We start from the raw sequence: 23702 nt of genomic DNA, 5'->3' as shown, positions 1-23702 counted from the left end.
CCTAATACTGTAAAGAATTATTCATAATTTAAACCCTTTCTAAGCGCCTTCCTACTGGCCTCTCTGTAGGGATAAAAGCTAACAAAAGCCGAGATCAGAGGAAGAGACAAAAATAAAATAAGAAGGGTGGAGCCGGGATAATAAAAGTCCAATACCCATCCGAATGCATTCCGGTTGATTCCATAGATTACGATGGGAGATAAGATGAAGCTGTTTACAATGCCTAAAACCGTTCCGAATCCGATCAGATAAAACGACTGGAAAAATACCATGGAAAATAATTGAAACCTACTGAGACCGATAGATCGTAAAACGGAGATTAAATGAGTTTTTTCCCTTAGATTATAAATTAGGGAAGATGTCATGGCAAGAATGGAGATAAAAACAGCCATCGATTTGAGACTGTCAAGTATGGAGAAAACGGTTTTCATTCCATTTAGATAAAGTTGTTTCAAACTGTCCTGATCCAAAACATCCAATTCTTTCGTTTCCGAGTTAAGAACGGATTTCAGAATTTTCATCTTTTTTTCATTCGTATCGTTCTCTTTGAATTTTACTCTTATTGAATTATAATTCGATACGGAAAACAATTCTTTGTACTGATCCAAATCCATCATCAATGTGCCTCTTTCCGAGAAAAAATGTTCTTTTTCTCCTTGGATACGAATTGCGATTTTTCCTTTTTTTTCGGTTAAAATTTCCAAATCGTCTCCCTTGCATAATTGTTCCAAAAAACAAAAATTGGAAGAAACCAGAACTTCTTCTTTGTTCCAATCCTTTGGAAAAGGGAAGGCATGGATGGTATAAAAATTATCACCTATTACGAATTTGGGACGAATGACAAAGGGTTGGATTTTTGAAAATAGATTTGATTCTTCTAATTTGGATTCCAAAGAGATGGGCACGCCCGGTTTGCCCATGGAAAGTTTGGAAGGATTTATGACGGAATATTCGAAATCGTTTTCTTCTTCCGTCCACCTTATCAGAGTTTTTTCATAACTTCCCGTCAGGCAAGTGAGTGTCAAAACCAAGGATACCGATAACATAACAGTAGCAGAAGTTAAACTATGTGTCCAAGGCTCCGATTTGATTTCTTCCCATGCGATCTTTAGGCTTGGAAAAAAATCAAACCGATCGATTATCCGAAAGAAAAAGGAAATCGTTTTTTGAATGAGAAAAGGAAATAAGGAAACAAAACCCAGGATGATGCATCCTATTCCCGAAATCCCTCTCCATAATGATTTGGGTGAGGAATATAAGCCTAAAAAAATACCCAAAAACACCAAAATGATTCCCGCTACCGGAATCAGATTCGTGCTTAGCAAAACCGATTTTTCGACCAGGTGCGATCTTTCCCTTAGCAGATCGATGGGGCGGATTCGATAGGATTTGAGAGAAGAAAGAATGCCTGAGACCAAAGCACCGAATACTCCTATCAATAGGGAAGTAAGAAGTATTTCATTCGGAACTTTCGTGTAACTTGTGATTTGTGAAGGGTCTGTAATCGTGCTTTTGCTTAACAGAAAGTCGGACCGGTTCAGTCCGTATCCGAATAAAATTCCAAGTAGGCTTCCTGATATTCCCAAGAGAAAAGATTGAGATAGAAAAAGAAACAGGTTTTGGAGTCGGGAGGTGCCTATGCTCAGCAAAATACCCAATTCCTTTTTGCGGGATAGATAAAGGCCGGTAAATGTATTTGCCACCATAAAAAAGGAAATGAGTACGGAGACCAAAGAAACAATCGTTAGGTTGATACGAAGGGACCCGAGCGCTTTTCCTGCCCTGTCTTTCACTTCTTCTTTGGACTCGAACACCCAACCTTTTTTTTCTATCGATTTTAATTGTTCTTTGTCCGGCCCGAAATTTTTCGGTGTGGCATTGTCTTTGAAATAAATTACGATCTGATCTATTTGTCCGGTAGCGCCGCATATCTTCTGAGCCTGAAGAATGTCCGTCAACACGAAGTTCCCTTCTTTATTGATAACGTATGTATTTTTTGCGCTCAGCTTTATCTTTTGATTGCAGAGAAAAACTTCCTTTGAGTCGTTTTCGTTTAATATTTGTTTTGCTAATGATCCGCTGACTCCGAAAGAAAAAGGACTGATCTTTCGGTTCGAATTTTTCTCCTCTGTTTTAGAGTATAAGGTAATCAGATCCTTACCTAAAAAAACGAATTGATGAAAATTATGATTTTGATCAAAATGATAACCTTCTCTTTGTATTTCGGGGTCCATTCCCAAAGAGTCGGGCAGGATTGCATTTATATCTTTCAGAATGAATTGGCTTTTTCCGCTTGATTCTCCCGAAGGAATGAAGTGTCCGTAAAAAGATTCACCGGGAAATCCCAACTGAAGATCAAGGACTGATTCTTCCGCTCTAAATGAATTAAGACTTGTAACGAAATACAGTGTGATCCCGAGAGAGATTCCCAGTAACGAAAAGAAAAATTTTGTTTTTTCTTCCTTTAGATAACCCCAAAGGAAAATCCGATAGAGTTGAATCATCTGATTTTCGTTTTACCGTCTAACATTTCTATTTGGGTGTTTCCCATTTTCCCCATTTCCGGATTATGGGTTACCATAAAAAGACTTAGTCCCAGATCTTTAACGCATTTATGAAATAATTCCATAATTTGCAGAGAGGACTTTGAATCCAGATTACCCGTCGGTTCGTCTGCTAAAACCAGTTTCGGTTTGTGAACGATTGCGCGTGCAATTGCCACTCTCTGTTTTTCTCCTCCGGAAAGTTCTTTGGGAGAAAATTTCAATCGATTCCCTAGTCCCACAAGATCCAAAACGGATTCGGCTTCTTTCTTGGCTCTCTTCTTGGACATTCCGTTTAAAAACAGAGGGAGTGCCACATTATCTGTCGCGGATAAATAGGGGAGTAAGTGAAAGAATTGAAATACGATTCCAATTGTGGTTCGTCTATATAGCGTTAGTTGATCTTCCGTTTTTCCGATCAATTCTTCTCCAAAAACCGAGATTTGTCCCGAATCCGCGGATTCGATTGCGGACAAAATGTTAAGTAATGTGGATTTTCCCGAACCGGACGGTCCCATTAGAGTGACTAGCTCATTCCCGGGAATGACTAGATTCAAATCTTCCAGGACAGGAATGTTTTCTTCTCCTTGCCTGTAAGATTTTGACAATCCTGAAATTTGAATATAGTTCGTGGAAGAATTCATAGATTTTTGATCGTCAGTTAAAAATATCTTTTCAATTTATAATTCAAATTTAGTTTGTACTGAGGAATAGAAAATATGGTATTTCGTTTAATTCTCATTATAGCGGTTACCCTCTTTTTTTCTAGTAAATCTCCTAGTCTCACCGTTGCCAATATGGAAATGGGTGAGGTCGAAATTCAAGAGACCTCAGAAGGGGAGTTTTTTCCCAAACTAGAGTCCAAGAACAATCTCGCCTACATTCCCATCCTTTACCTGCTTCTTTCCTCTTTGACATTCAACAGATTTCGTAGATCTGTTCTTTCCTTTCTCTATTTGATTTTTTTCTCCATCCACATGTTTCGTGGGCCCCCATCTCTCACTTTCGTTTAAATTTCGTATCTTTTTTTATACATTCATAGTGAGGTTTTATGGAAGTGAACCGAAAGTTCTCCCTCCTTAGTTTTATTCTGGTGGGGTTATCTGCCCTTCTACCGTTGGTCATCTTTTTGCAATCCGGCGCAAACCCGCTGGGAGATGACTTTCCTATTTTACTCGGTCTTCTGCTCCAGGTTTATATCGGCCTTTCCGCATTTATGTTGGTTCAATCTTACGAAACTGACAACAAAGGAAAGGTTGCCGTAGGGTATGCCATCTTTTGGGCTTCGCTTGGTGTTTGTTATCTGGCGGGGAAATCGATACTATTGCCGGTTGCTTTGGAGATAGCGTCCTTTTCCACGATTCTGATTTATTCGGGAACCGAATTCGGTAAAAAACAAATTGAAAGTTTGGGTTCACTGCTTCTCGCATCAGGAATATCCGCAATCTTTTTGGCTGCATGGGTATTTTTGCCCACGGGAGATACGAGAGGACTTATTTTTCTGACTATAGCGCTTCTTTTGAAGTCGGGATTTTCCGGATTTCATATCTGGTTGCCTAAGGTAAATGAAGGTGGACCCTCACACGCATTAGGTGCTTTTGCCGGGGCGTTGGAAATTTTTCCATTATTGCTTTTCTGCAGATATGTAATGCCTTATTGGGAAGATCCGATCTTGTATCAGATTTTATTTCCATTAGCCGCTTTGGGAGTATTTTTCGGAGGGATCACTTCCTTCTTTCACAAGGATCCGAAAAAAGCTTTGGCTTACAGTTCGATTGAATCGATCAATTTTCTTTGGCTTTGTCTTTCCATCTCGGGAATGTTTCAAGCCGCGGAAGATCAGGATCTTATTTTCTTAAGCAAATCCTTCTATTTGCTTTTTTTCATCAGTCTTTTGAATCATAGTTTCTCAAAAACATTTCAATTGTTCTCGGTGGGACTTGTGGCGAGGCTTAGAAATTCAAGCTCAACGGATGATATGAAAGGGATCGGGCGTTATATCGGAATTTCACCTTTGTGGATGGGACTTGGAACATTCAGTTATGCTGTGATTCCGGGAACGATCGGTTTTATTTCCGAATCCACTTACCTTTTTTTGAATGCCAAGATTTTGGATATGCCTCTCGGCAGATCCGTATTTCTTTTGCCCGCTATGATTTTTATCTTTTTCGGAATCATCTTGGGTGGCTTCACTCATATCAGACTTTATATGAGTTTGTTCCTTTCCAATCCTGATCCAAACACCCGTTTGCCGGAGTGGAACTCAACGAAACGGTTTTGGGTTTTGGCATCCGTAGGAAGTTTGGGGCTCATGATTTTTCTTTTGCCCGTTTTGCTCCCTTTCATTCTGATGTTGCCGCCTCTTGCTCCTTACGTAGATGAAAGTTTCAGAGAATGGATTACCAGTCTTGCTTTTGTTTCCGGCATCACATTAGTATTTATCGTTAGTTTGGTGGTATTCAAGTGGGCACATAAGATTAACAAAAGAAAGTTTTGGGACTGTGGAAACGGTTATTTGGGTTCGGAATTATCCATTCCTGCATCCGTTTTCTCGGAACCGCTTCGAAATTCGTTGGGAAGATATTTTTTAACCAAAGAAGGACGATCCATCATCGATCAGAACTTTTTAGACGGCTTTCATAAACTTTTGGATCTGGGGAAACATCTTGTGTCCAAAGAGGAAGAGGAAGACCACGAAATAAGCAAGTATCTTGCGATCTCTTCCGTCTTTCTGATAGCGATTCTGTCGTTATTGATTTTAGGGAATTGGGGGAAAATTTAATGAACCTGAATTCAGTTTATTTGATCATATATCAAATTTTCATATTTATCGCATTGCCCCTGCTTGCAGGCGGTATCGTAAGAAAGTTAAGAGCGAGAGCGCAAGGCAGAAGGGGACCGAAAGTCCTGCAAGTATTCTATGAAATAAGAAAGTTTTTGGCGAAAGAACCGATAGACAATCCCAACTCAGGTATCTTCTCCGAGATCTCTCCTATCGTTGCAGTGTTCGCAGGCCTTGTTATCTGGTCGATCGTAGTGTTTGAATGGGCGCCTTTCATCTTGATCCCTTTCTTTCTCGCCATGTATCGATTTGCGTTTGTTAGTTTTGCAATGGAAACGGGCACTTCATTCGGAGGTCTTGGTTCCGGTAGAGAGATTCTTCTCTCGGTTATGGCGGAACCGACGATCATTCTTATGATCCTTGTGGCGCAGTCCCATATCGAGATTTCCATGACTCCTGTCGGTGCCTTTATTGGTATCCTGTTTTTGGGATTGTCTTTCATTGCAATTCTTGCTGAACTCGCAAAACCTCCGTTTGATGATCCTAGAACGCATCTTGAATTGACGATGGTCCACGAAGCGATGATTCTAGAGGCATCGGGAAGAACGATGGGTTATTTGGAACTGGCAAGTCAGATCAAACTAGTGAGTTTACTTGCTTTCCTTATCAAACTTGCTTTGGAACATTCCAAACTGTTTCCTGTTTCGGAAATGGGACACTTTACCCGCGAATGTTTCGTTCTGCCGGGAGTGATCCTTCTTTCGGTCATACTGGGGCTTTGGGAAGCGAATTCGGTAAGAAGACGATGGACTTGGATCCCTGAGTTTATGGGGCTTGCTTTTCTTGCCATATTGATTCTCGGAACACTTGTTAAGTTGTCGTAGGAGCACATATGTTATACGATTTTATCTATTTATTACTCTTCCTTACCGGAATTGTTGTGCTCGTGGAAAACCGATTGCAACGAATCATTATTTTCTTAAGTATCCAGGGTTTTTTACTGATTTTTCCCGTTCTTCAAACTCATGAAGAGAATTGGAAACATTCCTTGAGTTTGATAACGCTTGTTGTCTTATTCAAAGGATTTTTAACCCCGTTTATTCTCAACTGGACCGCAAAAAAGTCCCAAATGAAGGAAAGCACAGCACCTAAATTCGGTTATTTGGCTACGTTGCTTTTTTTGGTCTTGGGATTGGTTGTTGCCGTAAGAATCACCCAAGGAACAAGTGATTGGCCCATTCCTATTCATAAAATCGGACTCATTTACGTGATCTTGATGATATACGTAGGAGTATTGTGTTTTATTGTTAGGCGGAATTGGCTTGCTTTGATTGCTGGGTTTTGCGTCTTTGAAAACGGAATCTTCGTTCTGACTTTGGTTTTGGACAAAGGGCTTCCGTTCGGATTGGAATTTGGATCTTTTTTGGATGCAGTCCTTGTAATCGTGTCTGCGGGGATTTTGCAACTTTCTCCGCATATGCATCGTAAAGGTAAACAAACATGAACGAATGTATATTTTATTTATCGGGGATTATTTCCTTCCTTGTAGTGTTCGGAATTTTTATCTTTGCTCCTACGAAAGGACAAACCCGGATTCTATTATGGTCGATCCTTAAGGTTTTGTTTTTCTCGGCATTATTCTCCTCCTGGTTTACCGAGAATATCGTTCTGAAATGGATTTTGATCGAAGCGTCCACTTTGTTCGGGGCTTTACTTATATCTTCCAGCGGAACTGAAAAATCCTTTCACGTAGGTTGGAAGTTTTTACTCATCAACTCTTACGGACTGGGGATCGCGTTTTTGGGAATAGTGATCCTGCTCTTTGTTTCCGCACCTTTGGAAACTTTGGATTTTTCCGCCTTAAAACAGGGGTTAACCGGTCAGTCTGGGCTTTTGATTGAAACAGGTCTATTGCTTTCCATTTACGGATACTCAGCGAAGCTTGGACTCGTTCCCAACCATTATTGGGTAGCGGATACTTATGCGGAAAGCCCGAGTCAGATTTCCTCTTTGATCGCTTCCTTTGTACCGGTGTCCGTTGCGCTTGCGCTGCGTCCTTTGGTTCAGTTCGAAAAAGCTCTCAACCCTTCGGTTTTCAATTCGGCAAACGGACTCTTGTTTATCGGGATACTCACGATTCTCTATTCCACTTGGGTTTTGCATCGTAGAGAGGATATTAGAAGACTTGCGGCGAAAGTAGCCCTTTTCCATACGGGAATGCTTGCCGTCTTTTTATGGTTAGATGTTTCCGATTCTGTTTTCTATTTCCTACTCGCGGCAACCTTACTAGTAAAGGTATTGGTTTTCGTTTCTATGGGAATACTTCGTATGGATTCGGGGCAAAGGATGATTCTCAATATCGCACAGAGTGATTCTCTTCATTCTGCATCCTTTTATTCCTACTTTGCCGCTTTGCTCGTTGCGTTTGTTTTTCCTTTGTCTCCTATTTTTCTTTTGGACTTGGAGATCATTCGAATCGGTTTGGAAAGAAATTCGATTTTACTTTTCGCATTTCCTATTCTCGGCTTGGTTTTTTTCTTTATCGCTTTGAACAAGATTTTACCGATCATCCGTCTTCCTCATCGGGATTTTAATGCTAATGTTCAGACGGTTCTTCGGATACGAATCTTTCTCTTTCTGATCAGCCTTATCGCTGCCTTGGCGTTAGGTGTTTATGGAATGATGACCTTAATCAACGGAGGTTTGGCAAATGCGTAAACCAACAGGTGTATTTTATTCTAATACGAGACAAAAATTCTATCATTTTCTAAGTGAAAACAATGTGATCACGATGGAAGAAGTTCCCGATAAAAAAAGTGCGATCGATTTTTTGATGGATGATTCTTACCCGATTTGGGTTTTGCGTCACTCTCTCGGAAAAGACATGGGACCCGAGGATTATTCTTCATTGTCGGAAGAAGAATACCTTACGGATAAACGAAGTAAGGTGCTCGGACTCCACCAAAAATCGGGAACTTTGAGGGATCCTTTTTTTCACGGATTAAAAGTTCCCTGTGCCAGCACTTCCTATTCTCATGCGGTAGGTCCGATACACGCAGGGATCATCGAGCCCGGTCATTTCCGATTCGTAGTGGAAGGAGAAACGATTCGTCACCTAACAATACGACTTGGTTTTCAACACAGGGGAATTCAGGAAAGAATCAAAGGTCAACCTCACTCGAAAGTTATGCATTTCTCCGAAACCATCTCGGGAGATTCCAGCGTCGCTTATGCGACCGCTTTCAGCAGAATCTATGAGGATGCAATGTCCATTCAGCCTTCCAAAGATGTTGAAATTTTTCGTTCATTACTCATCGAAACGGAAAGAATCGCCATCCATATAGGGGATTTGGGAGGACTTTCGGAAGATATCGGCTATTATCCGTTATTTGGGGTTTGTGCAACGGATAGGGGAGCAGGGCTCGGTCTTATGGAAAACTGGACGGGGAACCGTTTCGGAAAGGCTGCGGTTCGACCCGGTGGTGTGGTGGTAAATTCGAAACTGACGGCGAAAGATGCCAAGGCTGCATTCTATAACTTGAAAAAAATATTCAAAAAGAATGTGGAACCTCAAGTGCTGAGAGCTTTGGACGTTTCCACTATCAAGGAAAGATTACAAGGTTGCGGAAAAATCAATCCGGAAGATGTCGAAAAACAAGGGTTTGTTGGTCAAGTCGCCCGTATGGCGGGAGTTTTGCAGGACCAAAGGATAACCGATATAGGATATCCGGATTGGAAACCTCTGGCTCCGGCGGAAGATCCTTATCATTTTTCAGGAGATGCTTGGGCGAGATTTTATCTGCGTTATAAGGAGATTAAACAATCCCTTATTTGGATGGAAGCTCAAGTGGAAAAATTGGATTGGGATCACGTATGGTCAAGTTCTCCTAGCACGAAAACAAAGTCTGCAACTGTAAAACCGGGATTGTATTTCAAAACCGTGGAAGCATGGAGAGGTCCGGTTCTGGTTGCGTTGGATTTGGATGCGGAAGGGCATGTTACGGATTCTTATATCCGCGATCCTTCCGTTCTGAATTGGCATGCGCTGGAGCTTGCGGTTCGCGGAGAATTGATCGGAGACTTTCCGCTTAACAATAAATCGTTTAATCTAAGTTATGTGGGGTTTGACTTATGAGATCTTTACTCGAAATCAAAAATATTTTTTCACCTTCCCAAATCATTCATTGGAAAAAGGCTTCCCCTGTTCATCCAAAGAACAGAGGAATTCCGGTTCCTACATTGAAGATCAAGGAAGGAGGCTGTAACGAGTGTAAGGCATGTGAGACGGAATGTCCCACTCATTCGGTCAAAATTCTCTCCAATGAAAGCATTCGGTTCGATTATGGTGCTTGTTTGCAATGCGGTTCCTGTGTAACCGCATGCAGTAAGGATTATATAAAGAATTCGGGTTTTCTCTATGCATTCTCCAAAGATAGGGACAGTTTGCGGATTACTTACACAAATGGAGAATTCACTCCCGAGCCTGAACCCGCGGACACACCGGAAGTTGCGGCTTTTCGAAAGCTAACTCATACGAACGGATTTTTATACCGCGAAGTGGCCGCTGCAGGAAACAACTCCGTAGAATGCGAGTTAAATGCATCCTTCAACTCCGTTTTCGATTCGGAAAGAGAAGGGGTTCGTATCGTAGCAAGTCCCAAACATGCCGATGCGGTTGTGTTTTCGGGGCCTGTGTCGAAAGGAATGGAAGGCCCGCTATCGGACGCCTGGGAAGTGATGGCGGGACCCAAAGCATTGATTGCCTGCGGTACGGAAGCCGTGAGCGGAGGGCTCTATCCCAAAGGAAAACGCCCGAAAGAGCCGGATCTTTTCATCGGAGGAGATCCCCCTCGCCCGGATGTGGTTCTGCAGGCGTTTCGCTATTTAATGGGAAGATTTTCCTTTTCGTTTCAAGAGGCGCTTCACAAATTTATGCAATCTGAGAAATAAGGTATGTGGACTTAGAAAAAGAAGAAATCGTTCGCATACTTTATATAGAATCCAATAAACGTTCTTTCGATAAAATATCAGGTTTATTGAAAGAATGGTTTCAGGATTATATAGAGATTGTTTGGCGTTCCATCTATGAAAACGGATTGGAAGACTTAAAAAAAGGAAATTTTGATCTATTGATCAGTGAAATTTCTTTCCCGGAGACAGGGGTATCGGAAGAAGATACCCTGTCCGAACTTGCTGAAATTGCAGGTCCTTTGGAAATCCCCATTGTTGTTTTTTCCAGCCCTTCCGATAAAACTCTTCCCATCCAGGCCTTTCAGCTTGGTATCAATGAATTTTTTTCCAAAACGAGAATCAAAAAAACCATCTTGGAACATAGGTTCCGCAATTTGTTTCGGGATATTTATCGCAAAAAAGTAATCGGTCTGCAAATGGACGATAGTCTGAAGAGGTTCCAAGATTTATACGGGATGAACCAAACAGAAATCCAGGATTTGAATGCACTGATCCGTCAGTTCAAAAAAGATCTGGAAAACGAATACGCGGAAAAACTGAAGATAGAACACGAAAAGAAAAAGATGCAAAACGTATTCGGGATGTATGTAGACCCGATCGTAGTGGAAAGTATAATGAACAACTCTCTTTCCTTGGATCAGAAAGGAAAGGTTCAGGAAGTTTCCGTGCTTTTTTCAGATATCAGAGGTTATACGACACTTTCCGAAAAACAAGAACCCCATCAGGTTATTTCTTTTCTAAATGAATACTTTACCGCGATGACGGAAGTGATACTCGGTTACGGCGGCATGGTGGACAAATATATCGGTGACTCCATCATGTGTTTGTTTGGTGCTCCTGTTTTCCAGGAAGACCATAGACAGAACGCTTTGGACTGTGCCGTAGAGATGTTGCAGGTCTTCGAATTATGGCAGCCGAAATGGGAATCCATTTACGGATTTATTCCTCAAATCGGAATCGGTCTGGCCTCCGGTGGTGTGATTGTGGGGAACGTAGGGTCCTTTCAAAAACTTTCTTATACTGCCGTAGGAGATACTGTTAATATGGCAAGTAGGCTTGAATCAATGGCAAAGCCGATGCAAGTTCTGGTATCGGAAGGATTGTACAATCATTTACCGGATACCTACGCTACGAAATACAAATACGAAGAATTGGAACCTGTAAAAATCAAAGGGAAGGAAGGTCTTCATCGCATTTTGAGCGTGAAGACCTTATAAATTACAAAGTGGAGCAGAACTGATAGAGTTCGTTTGTTTTCAGTTTTTCTCCATAAACGTCTGTTAACGGAGGAGTTTGGTCTTTGTTCAAACCGAATATGGTTTGATAGGATTCGTAAATGGAAAGAGTATCCGGTTCTTTTTTACCGTGGCTCGTAATCCTGGCTACGATTCCTCCGAATCCGATGATCTGTCCGAGCACCGATTGTTCTTCCGGTTTTTTGGATTTGTCTTCAATTACTTCGATGATTTGGTCGGGTAGCTTCCAAAGTCTGGCCGCCGCCGCACCCATTTCCACCGAATCGACTCCGAAGGCTTCTTTTTCCAGATCGTACATGCTTTTGTCGGTGGTTTGGAATTCTCCCAAAACCTCTACGTATTTTGCCCGATCAATCGTATTCAAAACGATTTTGCCCAAGTCTTGCATGAGTCCGCAAGTAAGAGAAAGTTCCGCTTCTTTGCGCATTTTCTTTTCTTCGCATAAAAACTGAGCTAAGATCCCTTTTGCAATGGAATGATCCCAAACTTCATCTCTGAACTTTTTATAATTTCCTTGGCGAAAGAGCGAGTCAGTCATCGCCATTGCTACCATCGAGCGAACTGTCTTGAAACCAAGTCTTGTGATCACTTGTTTCATATTTGCTACGGAGTTTCCCCTGGAAAAGAAAGGTGAGTTGGCAAGTTTTAAGAGTCTCGCTACAAGTATTTGATCCGATTGGACTTTTTTTTCCAATTCTCCGAAGGAGAGCTCGTTGTCGTCTTCCAAAGATAGTATGGAAATAAGAACTGGTGGAACGATTGTCAGGTCTTTTATTTGTGTAAGGTATTCTGCTACAGAAGACATAGATGACCTCTAATGCCAGAATTTCCGAGAATCAAAACCAGTAAAATAAAAAAGCCCCTTTCGGAGCTTACTTACAATCGAAGAATAGTCACCAAACTTTAGTTTTGTGACATTCTGGCGAAATCCACACCTTTGTAATAATAGGATAGGATATCTTTGTAATCGATACTTTCCTTTGCCATTGCGTAACTTCCCCATTGGGACAATCCCACACCGTGGCCTGAGCCCAATCCTTTCACAAAAAAGGTTCCGTCAGGCTCTCTTCGAATCCCGAAGCGGGTGGATTTGAGTTTGGAAGCACCTAGCAATTTTCTAAGTTCGGTTGCTTTGATTCTTTTGGAGGATTTGGTTCCTATGATGTCGATTTCGTTGACTCTTGAGGAATTGAATCGGGAAGCCACGATCAGATCTTGGATTTCTCCTAGTCCCAAAGGAGATAAAAATTGATTCATTTGAGTTCCGGTAAGTTTGTCTTCCCAGGAATAATTATCGCCTTCTTTATCGTAATCAGATCTAACGCTTGCTAAATATTGAACCGGATTTCCCCAAACATTGATCGGATCTTCGGTGACTCCTCCGCTATTGGAATGAAAAAAACTTTGGATGGGACTTCCGTTGAAAACCAAAATCAATCCTGCCGTATCTTCCACTGCATGAGTGGTATTCGGATTTTCTTTTGTCATTCCTTTGTAAACTTGGGTGTTGGTTGTGGTATCCACATCATACACTTGTTTTTTGCGGGATAACATCTCTCGCACAACGTAGGTTCTTGCACAGACCGCTTGCGCTTTCAAAGCTTCTTTCGGCCAGGAAGCGGGAACTTCCGAAGGAACTACGGAAAACAGATACTGTTCCATAGGAACCACATTGATGATAAAAACTTTTCCATCCACCGGTTTCAATTGAATCTCTCCGCGATATTTGGCGCCTTTGTATTCAATATAACTACCGTTTGCCGTTAGTCGTATGGGAGCTTTTAGGGAAGTAGGATTGATGCTTAAAATTTCATAAGCTTTTTTGATGATCAGATCGTTTGCATCCAGCACTTCAATCGTAGAATCCGTTTTGAAAATTTCTTCTTCTGTACCTTGTCCGAGAAGCACTCTTACTTTTGAAAATTCTCTTGCGGAATCAGGGTGCGCCCAAGTTGAAACCACCATTGTCCGGCAGTTGAAACCGAAGATGATAAATAATAATATAGCAATGGACTTGGCGAAATTCATATTCCCTCTCTTTTGTTACTTTCGGAAGAAAAGAGAGTTTTCCACTTTATTTTTTGGATCTATTTTCTTTGAAAATGAATCACCGATTCGGTATGAGGAGTGTGGGGGTAAGGGTCGATTAGGATTCCGTCTTTTGCCGTATAGGATTCCAGAAAAACCTTTACGTCTTCTTTTTGGCTTTCCGGATTGCAGGAAACGTAAAACACATCGTTCGGACCGAAATCTCTGATCCATTCGGCCACCTTTTTTCCCGAACCTGCCCGGGGAGGATCCAAAATCAAAACCCCATCCCGGATTTTAGGCAAAAGGCCGGCATCCATAAATAGGTTCGCCACTTGTGCGTTGATTTCCGCATCCGGAAATTCGTTATTTAACAATTGTTTTGCTGTATCTATGGAAGAAGGTGTTAGTTCGAAACAATGGATGGAAGAAAATCCCTTTCCGAAGAGTAAGGAAAAAAATCCGTTTCCGCAAAAAAGATCGATCAGCGTTTGTTTGTTTTCGGGAAGCCTCGTCCGGATGAATTCCAGGATGGGAAGAAATCCTTCCGGGTTGGGTTGAAAAAAAGAATCAAAGGGAACAAAAAAGTTTTTGCCTTGGATGGTTTCCGTATGGCCGTCTTTCCCACGTAATACGACAGACCTTCCTTGTGCTGAAACTTCGGATTTTACTCTGTTGTAACAAAAGATGATATTATCGGAATGGAGATTCGTTTTTGTTTCTTCTAAAAACAAATCGTGATCTTCCTGTGTTTCAAATCCTTCGGTAAATGTAAAGATGATTGTTGACTCGTCGGTGAATTTTGCCTTTCGGATGGTAACGTATTTGAGTCCTCCTTTCTCATCCCTTCTGTCCCAGGGAAGGTTCGGAAATTTTTCTATAATGTTTCTTGTTCTTTGCAATTCCTCATTCGCCCATTCTGTTTGAATGGAACAGCGGAGAACATCCACTACATGGCGGAAATTTCCTTTCGCACGAAGTCCTATCTTTGGTCCCGGAAAAACGCTGAAATCCATTCTGGATCTGTAATGATAAATCGTATCTGCGGGAATGGACTTCAGATCGATCGAAACTTCTTTGGTAAAAGAAGACAGGATCGGCCCGAATTTGATCTCGGTTTGTTTATCGTATGATATATGTTGTGCGGAACAACCTCCGCAGGTGCCGAAGTGTTCGCAAAGCACACCTTCCCATTCGGCTCTTTGGATATATCCGAGTAGTCTGATTTTTTTTTGGCGTCTTCTTTTGGAAGTGATTTCAATTGCCAATTCATCTCCGGGGAGTGCATACGGGAAGGAAACCTTTTTTCCGTTAGGTGCAATTCCTTGTCCTAAAAAATCGGATGTGAGGCTATCTATAACAATTTTATCCAATGTTTTATTCTTGCCAGACCTTATTGATTTTTATATACTTTCGGACATGGTTTCACTGCAAAGGTTCTTTTTATCTTTTCTTGCATTCGGTTTTACGTCCTTGTTTGTTGCTCAGGGACTTTCCGCGCAGATAGTATTTACCGGCTCCATTCTCGATTTGAGATCGGAAAAAGCATTCGGACAACCGGGGCAAAAATGGTCTTTTCGACCCGGTGATTCCCAATTGATTTCGGAAAAACCGAAAACGGTAAACCAAAACGATATGGAACCGGAGTATGATTCCGCTGAATCCCTCCGATTTGCGAATGCGGAAAATTCTTTGGAAGGAGCTGCGCGGAGCGGATGGATTTCCGGCTTTGCCATCCAGACTTCCTGGGACAAAGTGAAAGACGGAGACGGAGAAATTTATTTTCCCGACTTCCGGGATTATTTCGAAAAGTACAAAGGGTACGGTTGGTATAGAACGGAAGTTGTTATCTCTAATGAAGATTTAAAATCAAAATTCCGTTCCCGTTATCTTACCGTTCGGTTGGGGCAGATCAGTCAGGCGGATGCGGTTTATTGGAATGGAAAGTTCATTGGAGGAACTGGACTTTATCTGGATACACCTCCCGATACCGTTTTGGAAGATAAATCCTTGTTTGCGGACAAGACAAGATTCTATAGAATTCCAGTCAATCAGGTGGATACCGATGCTCCGAATGTTTTGGCAATTCGTGTTTTCGCCAAATATCCGTTAAGTCCTGGTCTCTCTCATGATAAATTTTATATCTCCTCCCAAAGATATTCCGAACGGGCGGAATACTGGAATGATTTCAAAAAAATATTCGTAATCGTTCTGACTGTGATTTTGGGAAGTTTCTATCTGTATTGGCAGTTTTTATTCCGCAAGGACGAACATGCTACCATTTACTTTTCGTTAGGTTCTATTTTTATGGCGGTGAATACTTTGTTTCAAAGCCAAATCATCTATTCGATTGTAAACGACGGATTTTGGATTAAAAAGATAGAATACGCATCTTGGATATTACTCGTTCATTTTTTATTTAATTTTGTGGTTCAGTTTGCAAAAGTCCACAAAGGATGGATTCGCAAAGCGAATCGTATCGTGGATACACTAGGGATAGTTGCATTTTTCGTTTTGTTTGCACTCCCAAACCTTCATCTTCTGTCACAGTTCTTTTTTTACTGGTCCTTTGTAACTGTCCTTCTCGGACTTTCCCTGTGTTATATCATTTTCCTCGGTAGAAAGGTTCCCTCGATGGGGACCGTCTCCATCGGAATTTTGGTGATGGTCCTTTTGCTTTTGAATGATATCTTTGTGGAGATACAATGGGAATGGTATCCCAGCCAAACATTTGTAAAAGATTATGCGTTTGCAGGATTTTCCATTTCCGTAGGTCTTTCCATCATTCGCAATATGGTGGAGTCCCGTAAACTTGTGGAAAAACAAAAAGAAGAAAAGATGCGGCTCTCCCGTTATTTTTCACCTGCTGTGATGGAAACCATTGTGAACGATAGTATCAAGTTAGGTGGAGAGGAGAGGGACATTGCCACTTTATTTTCCGATATCGTAGGATTTACTACTTTCTCGGAACAAAATCCTCCCGCAGTCGTACTTGCCAATTTGAATACCATATTCGAATCTTTGTCCGAATTGATTTTCCATTATTCCGCCACCTTAGACAAGTTTATCGGGGATGCGATTATGGCATTCTGGGGAGCTCCTAAAAAAACGGATTTGGATGCTTATCATGCGATCGCTTGCGCAGTGGAAATGCAGAAGAGAATGATTAAAATCAACGAAGACTTGGGAGTTCCTCCCGGAACTTTTCGTCTCAGAATCGGTGTGAATTTCGGAGAAGCGATCGTAGGCAATATAGGATCCGTAAAGAGAATGGATTATACGGTGATTGGAGATGCGGTAAATACCGCGGCAAGACTGGAGAGCCATGGAGTGCCTGGAAAAGTTGCCGTTTCCGAGGCCGCCTATCTGGCCGCAGGTGGGGATCGTTATTTGAGATATGAAGAGAGTAGGGAACTCACTTTGAAAGGAAAAGCGGAGCCGGTAAAAGTTTTTTTTGTAACTGAGGTACTACCAAGGAGCTACTAGTCTTCCCGATTTAACCAGTTTTGCCTTTCTTTTTCCGGCAATTTTTCGATGGAATAACGAAGCATGGTTCTCGGCATCCGGGAGGCATGTTTCGTTAAAAACGAAATCAGCGTTTTTTTGTCTCTGTTCCCTATTTCCCGCAACATCCAACCGCTTGCTTTGTGAATCAAATCCTGTTTGTGATTTAAAAACAATTCACACATGACCAATGTATCTGCGAACTCTCCCTTTTTGATAAAGTGAAAAGTAGACATGATCCCGATTCTGTTTTTCCATAGGTCTTTTGTTTTGGTAAGATCATGCAGATATTTTGTATCTTTCCCGAAGTAATGAGGCCCGAGTATTTTTTCCGCACTTGAGTCCACCAAATCCCAGTTATTGACTCGAGAAAGATTTGATTTATAAAAGGAAACTATTTCCGATTTTTCTTTTTCCGATCCCGCGAGCTTTTCAAATCTTAAAACCAAAATGAATAGTCCCGTGAGCCTGGCTTCATGAAATTCGGAATCCAACAATGTTTGAATTTCTTTCAAATCCATCTCTTTATAATGTTTAAGTGCAATCTTCCTTTGAATGGGAACAGTCACTCCGATGAATTTGTCACCGTAGCCGTATTCTCCTTTTTCTGTTTTGAAAAATCTGGGAAAAAACGCTTCCTTCTTAGGATCTTTCGCGGAAAATAATTCTTGTAAAACGGGGTTTTCTTTTTTTTTCATATTCTAGCTATTTATGGAAACGGTTAGGTGTTCCGCGCTCAATTTCTCTGCGACCGTTTCACATTCTTCCAACGATCCGACAAAACAAATCGCTTTTCCGTTGTTATGTGCTTCAAGTGAGATTTTTTTCGCTTCTTTTTTCGATTTGAAGCAAATCTTCATAAGGCAGTCTTCCACATGGCCGAAATCATTGACCAAATCATTAAAAAGTATGACTTTGGAGAAATAAATATTCTGAAAACTTTCTTTGGTTTCGTCTTCAATGATTGTCTTTTCCGAAGGATTTTGATTCATGAAAATAAAAAACCCTCCTGATCCTCCAGTGAGTTCACATAATCCAAATAAGGTTTCATTTTGAATTTTTTGCGGGTGGAATCCGAAGACATATAACGAATATTTCCGAATACATTTCTTTCCGGAAACCAAGGTCTGTCAAACAATCCGAAACACCAAAGTATGCCTGTGTAGGAATTTGGATTTCGTCCGTCATAAGCATATTTATTGTTCAGATGTTCCAAAACATGAAATGCTTCTTCGTATGTCTTTGACCATTCGATCACTTTTTTTCCCCATAACATTCTCATATAATTATGCATTCTGCCGGTATGTTTCAACTCGGTTTGGGCGGCATTCCAAAGCTCATCATGAGTTCGACAAGACTCCCAATCCTTTAGGGTATATTGATAATCTCTCACATCCTTCCTGTGATGGGAAAGATTTTTTTGAACCCAATCCGGCAAAGAAGAAAGGTCCATCCGAAAAGAAGGTTTTTGCCAAAAAAACAAATAACCTATATCTCTCCAAGTGATGAGTTCATCTAAGTAGTGATTTGCAGAAACCGACTTCGAGTAAAAATTTTCCCGGTCTCCCGGCTTTTTTAAAATCAATTCTTCCGGGCTCCAGTCAGGATCCGTGTTTTGCAGAACGGAGAGAACGATTTCTTCCGCACTGATATGACCAAAGTGAAGATAGGCGGAAAGTCCGCTGACAGGTGTTTCCGGGAAAGACCGGGGAGAAGATCTTTCCGTATCGTAGAGATGTATTTTCTTTTTTAAAAAATCACTGAGTAAGCCAAGTGCTTTCGATCTGCCGCCGGATGTTTTCGGATCGGGCTTAACTTCATTTTCAAAACGAATCGTTTGTAAAAACCTAGGTAACTCCGGTTCGTTCAGTTCGAAATTTTCGAAAGGAGGAGTAGTTCCTTTGTTCAATCCTACGAAATCCTTTTTGGAATATTTCGGTTTTGCGAAATTGAAAAAAGAATCGGCAAAATTTTTATGGATCCATATTCTCAAAATCCGTGCGGCACTTGCCGCTTTCTCAAATTTCGAAAATGGGATGACCGAATTTCCATCCACCGCAATCACAGGACATTTTACTTTACTGGAGAGTTTTTCGGTTTGTTCCGGTATGATAAAACAGGGAAAGTCATCTGTAACGATAAGGCATGCTTTCTCTGAAATCTTTTTCAAAAGACCTTTTGCCGGATTCGTATCCGATTCCACATAACACCAATAATTCGCCCCCAGTTTTTTCGCTTCCTCTCTGTTTTCGATCATACCATGCAATATGAATTTGTGAATTCTTTCCGAGTTCCAAGGGTAGTCGATCCGAAGTCCTTCGTAAATGATGAGTTCTTTTTTTAATTTTTTGGCAAGCTCTACCGCATGATCCAAAGAGTGGTTGGATCCGAATCTTCTGTAAGCCTGCATCCAGTACAATACATAGTCTCCGTTTTCTCGGATCGAATGCGAATTTAAAGATCGGATTCTTGATTCAGGTGTCGGCATATCTACTTAGATTGTTTTGATTCGGGAAAAAGTTTGTTTGTAGTTTCATTTTCCGTTTTCAGAAATGATTTAAAGTAATCCGAGCCTGTAACGGACTTTAGATCTTCCTCTTCCATGATCTTTTTAATCCGGGGAGAAACTAGTATAAAACCCGCTTTATGACGTTTGGATGTTTCCACTCCCAGAAAAGAAATTTCAAAAACCAATTTTACGGAAACGGACAGCACGGGTCCGAATTTTTGAATTCGGTTACCATTGATAAAATCGTTCAAAAGATCTTCCTCTGTTTCCGTGAGATCGGGAGAAGGGATGGTTGTAATCTTAATCCATTCGTTTTTGTCACTCTTTCCCAGAAGTCCTAGATCCGTATAACAACCGATTGCTGTCGTTGATTTTTTTGCATAACCGAGTGCAAGTTTGCAAAGAAAAGGCTCTTGGGTAGGTTGCAGTGTTGGATTTCTGTTTGTTTTCCATTGTCGGATAAAGTCGAGAGTCTTTGTCGGAAACGAAATGGTTTTTCCGGGTAGGATCATTTTTAAAAACAGGATTCTTTCTTTTTCGGAGAGAGTCCAACAAGTGGACAATAAAGATTCTTTTTGTATGGTTTCATTTTTCGTAAAAAAAAGAGGGTCGATATATGTTTCCATCCACTCCTTCGGTTTTAGGCCTTTTGTTGTTTTGGGTTCGGGGAATAACAAACTTAAGTTTACTGAATCGTTTCCCACTCTCGTTTTGCATTCTTCTATAAGCCAATCGGGAAGTTCCAAAGATTTTGAAATCCAATTTCGAATCTTTGTGACGGGGAATTTGATTTTTTTTTCACTTAGTAAAATTTGAAACGCGATTTGAATCGTGTCTTTATCTTTTTTTTCCAGATATGGAAGTAAGATACTTTCCCATGCAATTGGATCCGTTGTTTGGATGAGATCGGAGCAAAGTTTTAGAAACTCTTTCATTTTTTAAATTTTGTAATTCGTCTCTGCAAATGTGCTCGCCAGCAAACCGGATTCGTTCAAATAACGAACCCAAGAATCGGTAAATCCGTGCATTACGATGATCCGACTAGCGTTTGTACTGCGAACTGCCGAATTGAGTCCTTTCCAGTCAGCATGATCGGACAATACGAATCCGTTTTTGGAAAAAGGGTTTTCCTTATTCGTTCGAATCCAACCCGAAGCAAGCCATGCATTGTATTTTCCTATCTGTTTTTTCCAAGGACTCAAATCCTTTCCCGGAGGAATGATGAGCAAAGGTTTGGGATCTTTCGCATTATAATTCGTGATTTCGGAAATCGACTTGTATTTTGGAAATTCCACGCCGCTCATTTCATAAGCTTGGGTCAGTTGATAACCTCCCTCATCCAGATAAACCGTTCCTATTTTTTCCTTTAGTCCGGATAAAATTCTTTGCGTTTTTCCGAGAGAGTATGCATATATAATCGATGTTAAATTGTTCTTGTTATTTGTTTCCCAGAATTCCAGGATCTCTTTGAAAATTTCGGAATCTTCCTTCCAGTGATAAATCGGCAATGCAAATGTGGATTCGGTAACGAACACATGACAGGGAACAGGTTCAAAGCCAGGGCAAGTTAAGTCCGGCAAAGTTTTGTAATCTCCGCTGATCACCCAGACTTCTCCTTTTACTTCAATTCGAATTTGCGAGGAACCGAGTATATGACCCGCAGGGTGAAAGGAGACAAGAGCATCGCCGATTCGTATTTTTTTTCCATATTCGGTTCCTTCATAATTCAAGTTCTCACCTAATCTGAGTTTGAGTATGCCTATGCTATCTTTATGGCACAGATAATTTTTGCTTCCTTTGCGGGCGTGATCCGAGTGTCCGTGCGTGATCAAAGCGCGGGAAACGGAACGCATGGGATCTATATAAAAATCTCCAGCAGGGCAATAGATACCTTCCTGTCTTTGGGTTAAAATTTCCATCCCGGACAAGTCTCAAATTCCATTGCGCCGAAAGCAAATTTGATTCCTAGAGAGAATGAATTTTACCTATTTTGTTTTCTTTCATCACAATGTGCCTATTAACTGTACGTTCTGGCTAGGGTTTGGTAGATTTGTGAATTGCGGATGAGTTCTTATTCCTTCATATTTAGGCAGAATGAGAGGTTTCTAAGCATTTTCAGGTTTTTTTGATTCGTTATGCTTATTTTTTAAAAACTAGGTACCAATCTTGCACTTAAGACATCGAATTATCACGCAAAGGATGAATGGCAATATGAAAAAACATTTCAAAAAAATAGCCCTCCTGCTGCTGGTTGTCCCGATGTTCCTTTTTGCAGATGAACCTGCAAAAGCCGCGGATCCAGTCGCAGAAAAATTAGCAGCTATAGATACACTTACCGTTGGACTAGACACTTTATGGGTGTTAGTTGCGGGTATGCTGGTGTTCTTTATGAATGCAGGGTTTGCACTTGTGGAATCCGGATTCTGTCAGTCAAAGAACACAGTTAACATTTTAGCAAAAAACTTTATCGTTTTTGCCGCAGCTACTTTCTCGTTTTGGGCAATCGGTTGGGGATTGATGTTCGGTAACGGAAGCACTCCTTATTTAGCAACAGAAGGGCTTTTCTTCTTGAGCGGTGCGGATAACTCTCCTGCGATCGGAGATGCTTATCAAGGCGCTTATGCTTCCATGAATTGGACCGGAGTCCCTTTGAATGCAAAATTTTTCTTCCAATTGGTTTTTGCCGCAACTGCTGCAACAATTGTATCGGGAGCGGTTGCAGAAAGAATCAAGTTTCACTCCTTCCTTATTTTCTCTTTTCTTTTAGTAGCTTTCATCTATCCATTTACCGGTCACTGGGTATGGGGTGGCGGATGGCTCGCAGGCTTGGGATTTCATGACTTTGCCGGATCCACAGTAGTTCACTCTGCAGGTGGTTGGGCGGCTCTTGCAGGTGCCCTTGTTCTAGGTGCTCGTAAAGGTAAATTTCTTCCTGACGGTCGTATCAAACCGATCCTCGGACATAACATGACTTCTGCGGCTCTAGGAACTTTAATTCTATGGTTGGGTTGGTTTGGATTTAACCCTGGTTCTACGATGGGTGTAGGCGACGGTTCCACTATGGCTCACGTAATCGTAACTACAAATATTTCCGCGGCTATGGGTGCACTTGCGGCGACCGTGACTGCTTGGGTTATTTTGAAAAAACCTGATCTAGGTATGATTTTAAACGGAACTTTGGCAGGACTTGTAGGTATCACTGCACCATGTGCGATCGTTAGCCCTGCTTCCGCTGCCATCATCGGCGCTATTTCGGGTGCTCTTGTTGTGGTTTCCGTACTTGGTTTTGACAAACTCAAAATTGATGACCCGGTCGGTGCAACTTCCGTTCACCTTGTATGCGGTATTTGGGGAACTTTAGCGGTTGCTATTTTCGGTTACGAAGGTTCTCCGGCGGGTGTTGCCGTTCCTTCCATCCTGACTCAAGTGTATGGAATTCTTGCTTTCGGTGGTTTTGTCTTTACAGTGTCGTTCATATTATGGTATGTATTGAAACTGGCTGGTGGAATCAGAGTGGGTGAAGAAGAAGAAGTATCCGGTCTCGATCTCGGCGAGCATGGAGCAGAAGCGTATCCAGATTTCAGTATCCGAGTACGTGGTTAATTGGTAAGGAGCTAAAAAACTATGAAAATGATCATTGCAATTATCCAGCCGCACAAACTTGAAGAAGTAAAAGCGGAACTAACTAAAAATGAAATCTACCGCCTTACGGTTTCGGATGTTCAAGGTTATGGCCAACAAAAAGGAAAAACGGAAGTTTTTCGCGGTCATGAATATACAGTGAACCTCCTCCGTAAAGTGAGATTGGAAATCGCTGTAAATGACGAGTTCGTAAAACCAACAGTAGACGCCATTTTAAAGGCTGCGAAAAGTGGAGACGGAAAAATCGGGGATGGAAAAATTTTCATCACTCCTTTGGAAGACGTAATCCGAATTCGCACCGGCGAAAAAGGTAAAAACGCGATCTAAGTAAAACGTTCCTTTTAAAGGATCAATCGGAAACGCGGAAAGTGGCTTTTGTCCTTTCCGCGTTTTTTTTTGCCCAAATCATTCAATCATCCGGATTTGCTATTTTTAGCAAAATATCTCCTTTTTTTGTAAAAACTAAT

At 41.3% G+C, this 23702-nt stretch carries 20 protein-coding genes; 10 read left to right on the top strand and 10 right to left on the bottom strand.

Translation table 11 applies throughout. The features are described 5' to 3' along the window. Nucleotides 1-17 precede the first annotated feature (17 nt). Nucleotides 18-2504, bottom strand: coding sequence for an ABC transporter permease (locus tag DI077_RS12715; RefSeq protein WP_109019026.1), 2487 nt, complete (start codon nucleotides 2502-2504; stop codon nucleotides 18-20). After that, complete coding sequence (locus tag DI077_RS12710) at nucleotides 2501-3187, bottom strand: ABC transporter ATP-binding protein (RefSeq protein ID WP_109019027.1); 687 nt, start codon at nucleotides 3185-3187, stop codon at nucleotides 2501-2503. The genes DI077_RS12715 and DI077_RS12710 overlap by 4 nt, the downstream gene beginning before the upstream one ends. A 407-nt stretch (nucleotides 3188-3594) precedes the next feature. Here DI077_RS12710 and DI077_RS12705 point away from each other — a divergent pair, with 407 nt between their 5' ends. Genes DI077_RS12705 through DI077_RS12675 form a run of 7 tightly spaced genes read left to right on the top strand, consistent with a single transcriptional unit; the run spans nucleotide 3595 to nucleotide 11513 of the window. Next, complete coding sequence (locus tag DI077_RS12705) at nucleotides 3595-5325, top strand: proton-conducting transporter transmembrane domain-containing protein (RefSeq protein ID WP_109019029.1); 1731 nt, start codon at nucleotides 3595-3597, stop codon at nucleotides 5323-5325. A gap of 5 nt (nucleotides 5326-5330) precedes the next feature. Beyond that, complete coding sequence (locus tag DI077_RS12700) at nucleotides 5331-6209, top strand: respiratory chain complex I subunit 1 family protein (protein WP_423241793.1); 879 nt, start codon at nucleotides 5331-5333, stop codon at nucleotides 6207-6209. An 8-nt stretch (nucleotides 6210-6217) separates the two neighbouring features. Continuing rightward, nucleotides 6218-6829 carry a formate hydrogenase gene (locus DI077_RS12695; protein WP_109019031.1) on the top strand — a complete coding sequence of 204 codons (612 nt, stop codon included), beginning with the start codon at nucleotides 6218-6220 and terminating at the stop codon, nucleotides 6827-6829. Further along, nucleotides 6826-8043 carry a proton-conducting transporter transmembrane domain-containing protein gene (locus tag DI077_RS12690; protein ID WP_109019032.1) on the top strand — a complete coding sequence of 406 codons (1218 nt, stop codon included), beginning with the start codon at nucleotides 6826-6828 and terminating at the stop codon, nucleotides 8041-8043. The genes DI077_RS12695 and DI077_RS12690 overlap by 4 nt, the downstream gene beginning before the upstream one ends. Next, a complete protein-coding gene (locus DI077_RS12685) occupies nucleotides 8036-9460 on the top strand; it encodes a hydrogenase large subunit (RefSeq protein WP_109019033.1) in 1425 nt (474 codons plus the stop codon). Before DI077_RS12690 ends, DI077_RS12685 begins: the two co-directional genes overlap by 8 nt. Continuing rightward, complete coding sequence (locus tag DI077_RS12680) at nucleotides 9457-10275, top strand: NADH-quinone oxidoreductase subunit B family protein (RefSeq protein WP_109019034.1); 819 nt, start codon at nucleotides 9457-9459, stop codon at nucleotides 10273-10275. The genes DI077_RS12685 and DI077_RS12680 overlap by 4 nt, the downstream gene beginning before the upstream one ends. A 5-nt stretch (nucleotides 10276-10280) precedes the next feature. Next, nucleotides 10281-11513: an adenylate/guanylate cyclase domain-containing protein gene (locus tag DI077_RS12675; protein WP_109019035.1), complete on the top strand. Its 1233-nt coding sequence runs from the start codon at nucleotides 10281-10283 to the stop codon at nucleotides 11511-11513. A 1-nt stretch (nucleotide 11514) separates the two neighbouring features. Here DI077_RS12675 and DI077_RS12670 read toward each other — a convergent pair whose 3' ends face one another. From DI077_RS12670 to DI077_RS12660, 3 genes are all read right to left on the bottom strand, one after another. Further along, nucleotides 11515-12357: an HDOD domain-containing protein gene (locus DI077_RS12670; protein ID WP_109019036.1), complete on the bottom strand. Its 843-nt coding sequence runs from the start codon at nucleotides 12355-12357 to the stop codon at nucleotides 11515-11517. A 98-nt stretch (nucleotides 12358-12455) separates the two neighbouring features. After that, a complete protein-coding gene (locus DI077_RS12665) occupies nucleotides 12456-13580 on the bottom strand; it encodes a SpoIID/LytB domain-containing protein (RefSeq protein ID WP_109019037.1) in 1125 nt (374 codons plus the stop codon). A gap of 59 nt (nucleotides 13581-13639) precedes the next feature. Continuing rightward, entirely contained in the window at nucleotides 13640-14953 is a 1314-nt protein-coding gene (locus DI077_RS12660) for a class I SAM-dependent RNA methyltransferase (protein WP_109019038.1), read from the bottom strand. A gap of 46 nt (nucleotides 14954-14999) precedes the next feature. Here DI077_RS12660 and DI077_RS12655 point away from each other — a divergent pair, with 46 nt between their 5' ends. Continuing rightward, the gene (locus tag DI077_RS12655) at nucleotides 15000-17066 is read left to right on the top strand and encodes an adenylate/guanylate cyclase domain-containing protein (RefSeq protein ID WP_109019039.1); all 2067 of its coding nucleotides are present in this window, start codon (nucleotides 15000-15002) and stop codon (nucleotides 17064-17066) included. Here the strand turns inward: DI077_RS12655 and DI077_RS12650 are convergent. The 5 genes from DI077_RS12650 to DI077_RS12630 are packed head-to-tail and all read right to left on the bottom strand — an operon-like array spanning nucleotide 17063 to nucleotide 21512. Further along, entirely contained in the window at nucleotides 17063-17782 is a 720-nt protein-coding gene (locus DI077_RS12650) for a DNA alkylation repair protein (protein ID WP_109019040.1), read from the bottom strand. The genes DI077_RS12655 and DI077_RS12650 overlap by 4 nt on opposite strands. Before the next feature lie 3 nt (nucleotides 17783-17785). Beyond that, entirely contained in the window at nucleotides 17786-18076 is a 291-nt protein-coding gene (locus tag DI077_RS12645) for an ATP-dependent Clp protease adaptor ClpS (protein ID WP_109019041.1), read from the bottom strand. Further along, nucleotides 18073-19572, bottom strand: coding sequence for a cryptochrome/DNA photolyase family protein (locus DI077_RS12640; RefSeq protein WP_109019042.1), 1500 nt, complete (start codon nucleotides 19570-19572; stop codon nucleotides 18073-18075). The genes DI077_RS12645 and DI077_RS12640 overlap by 4 nt, the downstream gene beginning before the upstream one ends. Before the next feature lie 2 nt (nucleotides 19573-19574). Continuing rightward, on the bottom strand, nucleotides 19575-20528 hold the full coding sequence (locus tag DI077_RS12635; RefSeq protein ID WP_109019043.1) for a hypothetical protein: 954 nt from the start codon (nucleotides 20526-20528) through the stop codon (nucleotides 19575-19577). 3 nt (nucleotides 20529-20531) lie between these two features. Further along, nucleotides 20532-21512 (bottom strand): ligase-associated DNA damage response exonuclease, encoded by a 981-nt coding sequence (locus tag DI077_RS12630; RefSeq protein WP_135354835.1) that lies wholly within the window; start codon nucleotides 21510-21512, stop codon nucleotides 20532-20534. A 292-nt stretch (nucleotides 21513-21804) separates the two neighbouring features. Between DI077_RS12630 and DI077_RS12625 the strand changes: the two genes are divergently transcribed. Both DI077_RS12625 and DI077_RS12620 read left to right on the top strand, forming a co-directional pair. Continuing rightward, nucleotides 21805-23196 carry an ammonium transporter gene (locus DI077_RS12625; RefSeq protein ID WP_109019045.1) on the top strand — a complete coding sequence of 464 codons (1392 nt, stop codon included), beginning with the start codon at nucleotides 21805-21807 and terminating at the stop codon, nucleotides 23194-23196. A 21-nt stretch (nucleotides 23197-23217) separates the two neighbouring features. Beyond that, complete coding sequence (locus DI077_RS12620; protein ID WP_100727428.1) at nucleotides 23218-23562, top strand: P-II family nitrogen regulator; 345 nt, start codon at nucleotides 23218-23220, stop codon at nucleotides 23560-23562. Nucleotides 23563-23702: the final 140 nt, after the last annotated feature.

The sequence above is a fragment of the Leptospira kobayashii genome, from assembly GCF_003114835.2.
Taxonomy (GTDB): Bacteria; Spirochaetota; Leptospiria; order Leptospirales; family Leptospiraceae; genus Leptospira_A; species Leptospira_A kobayashii.
This window is presented reverse-complemented; position numbering and strand designations above follow the sequence as displayed.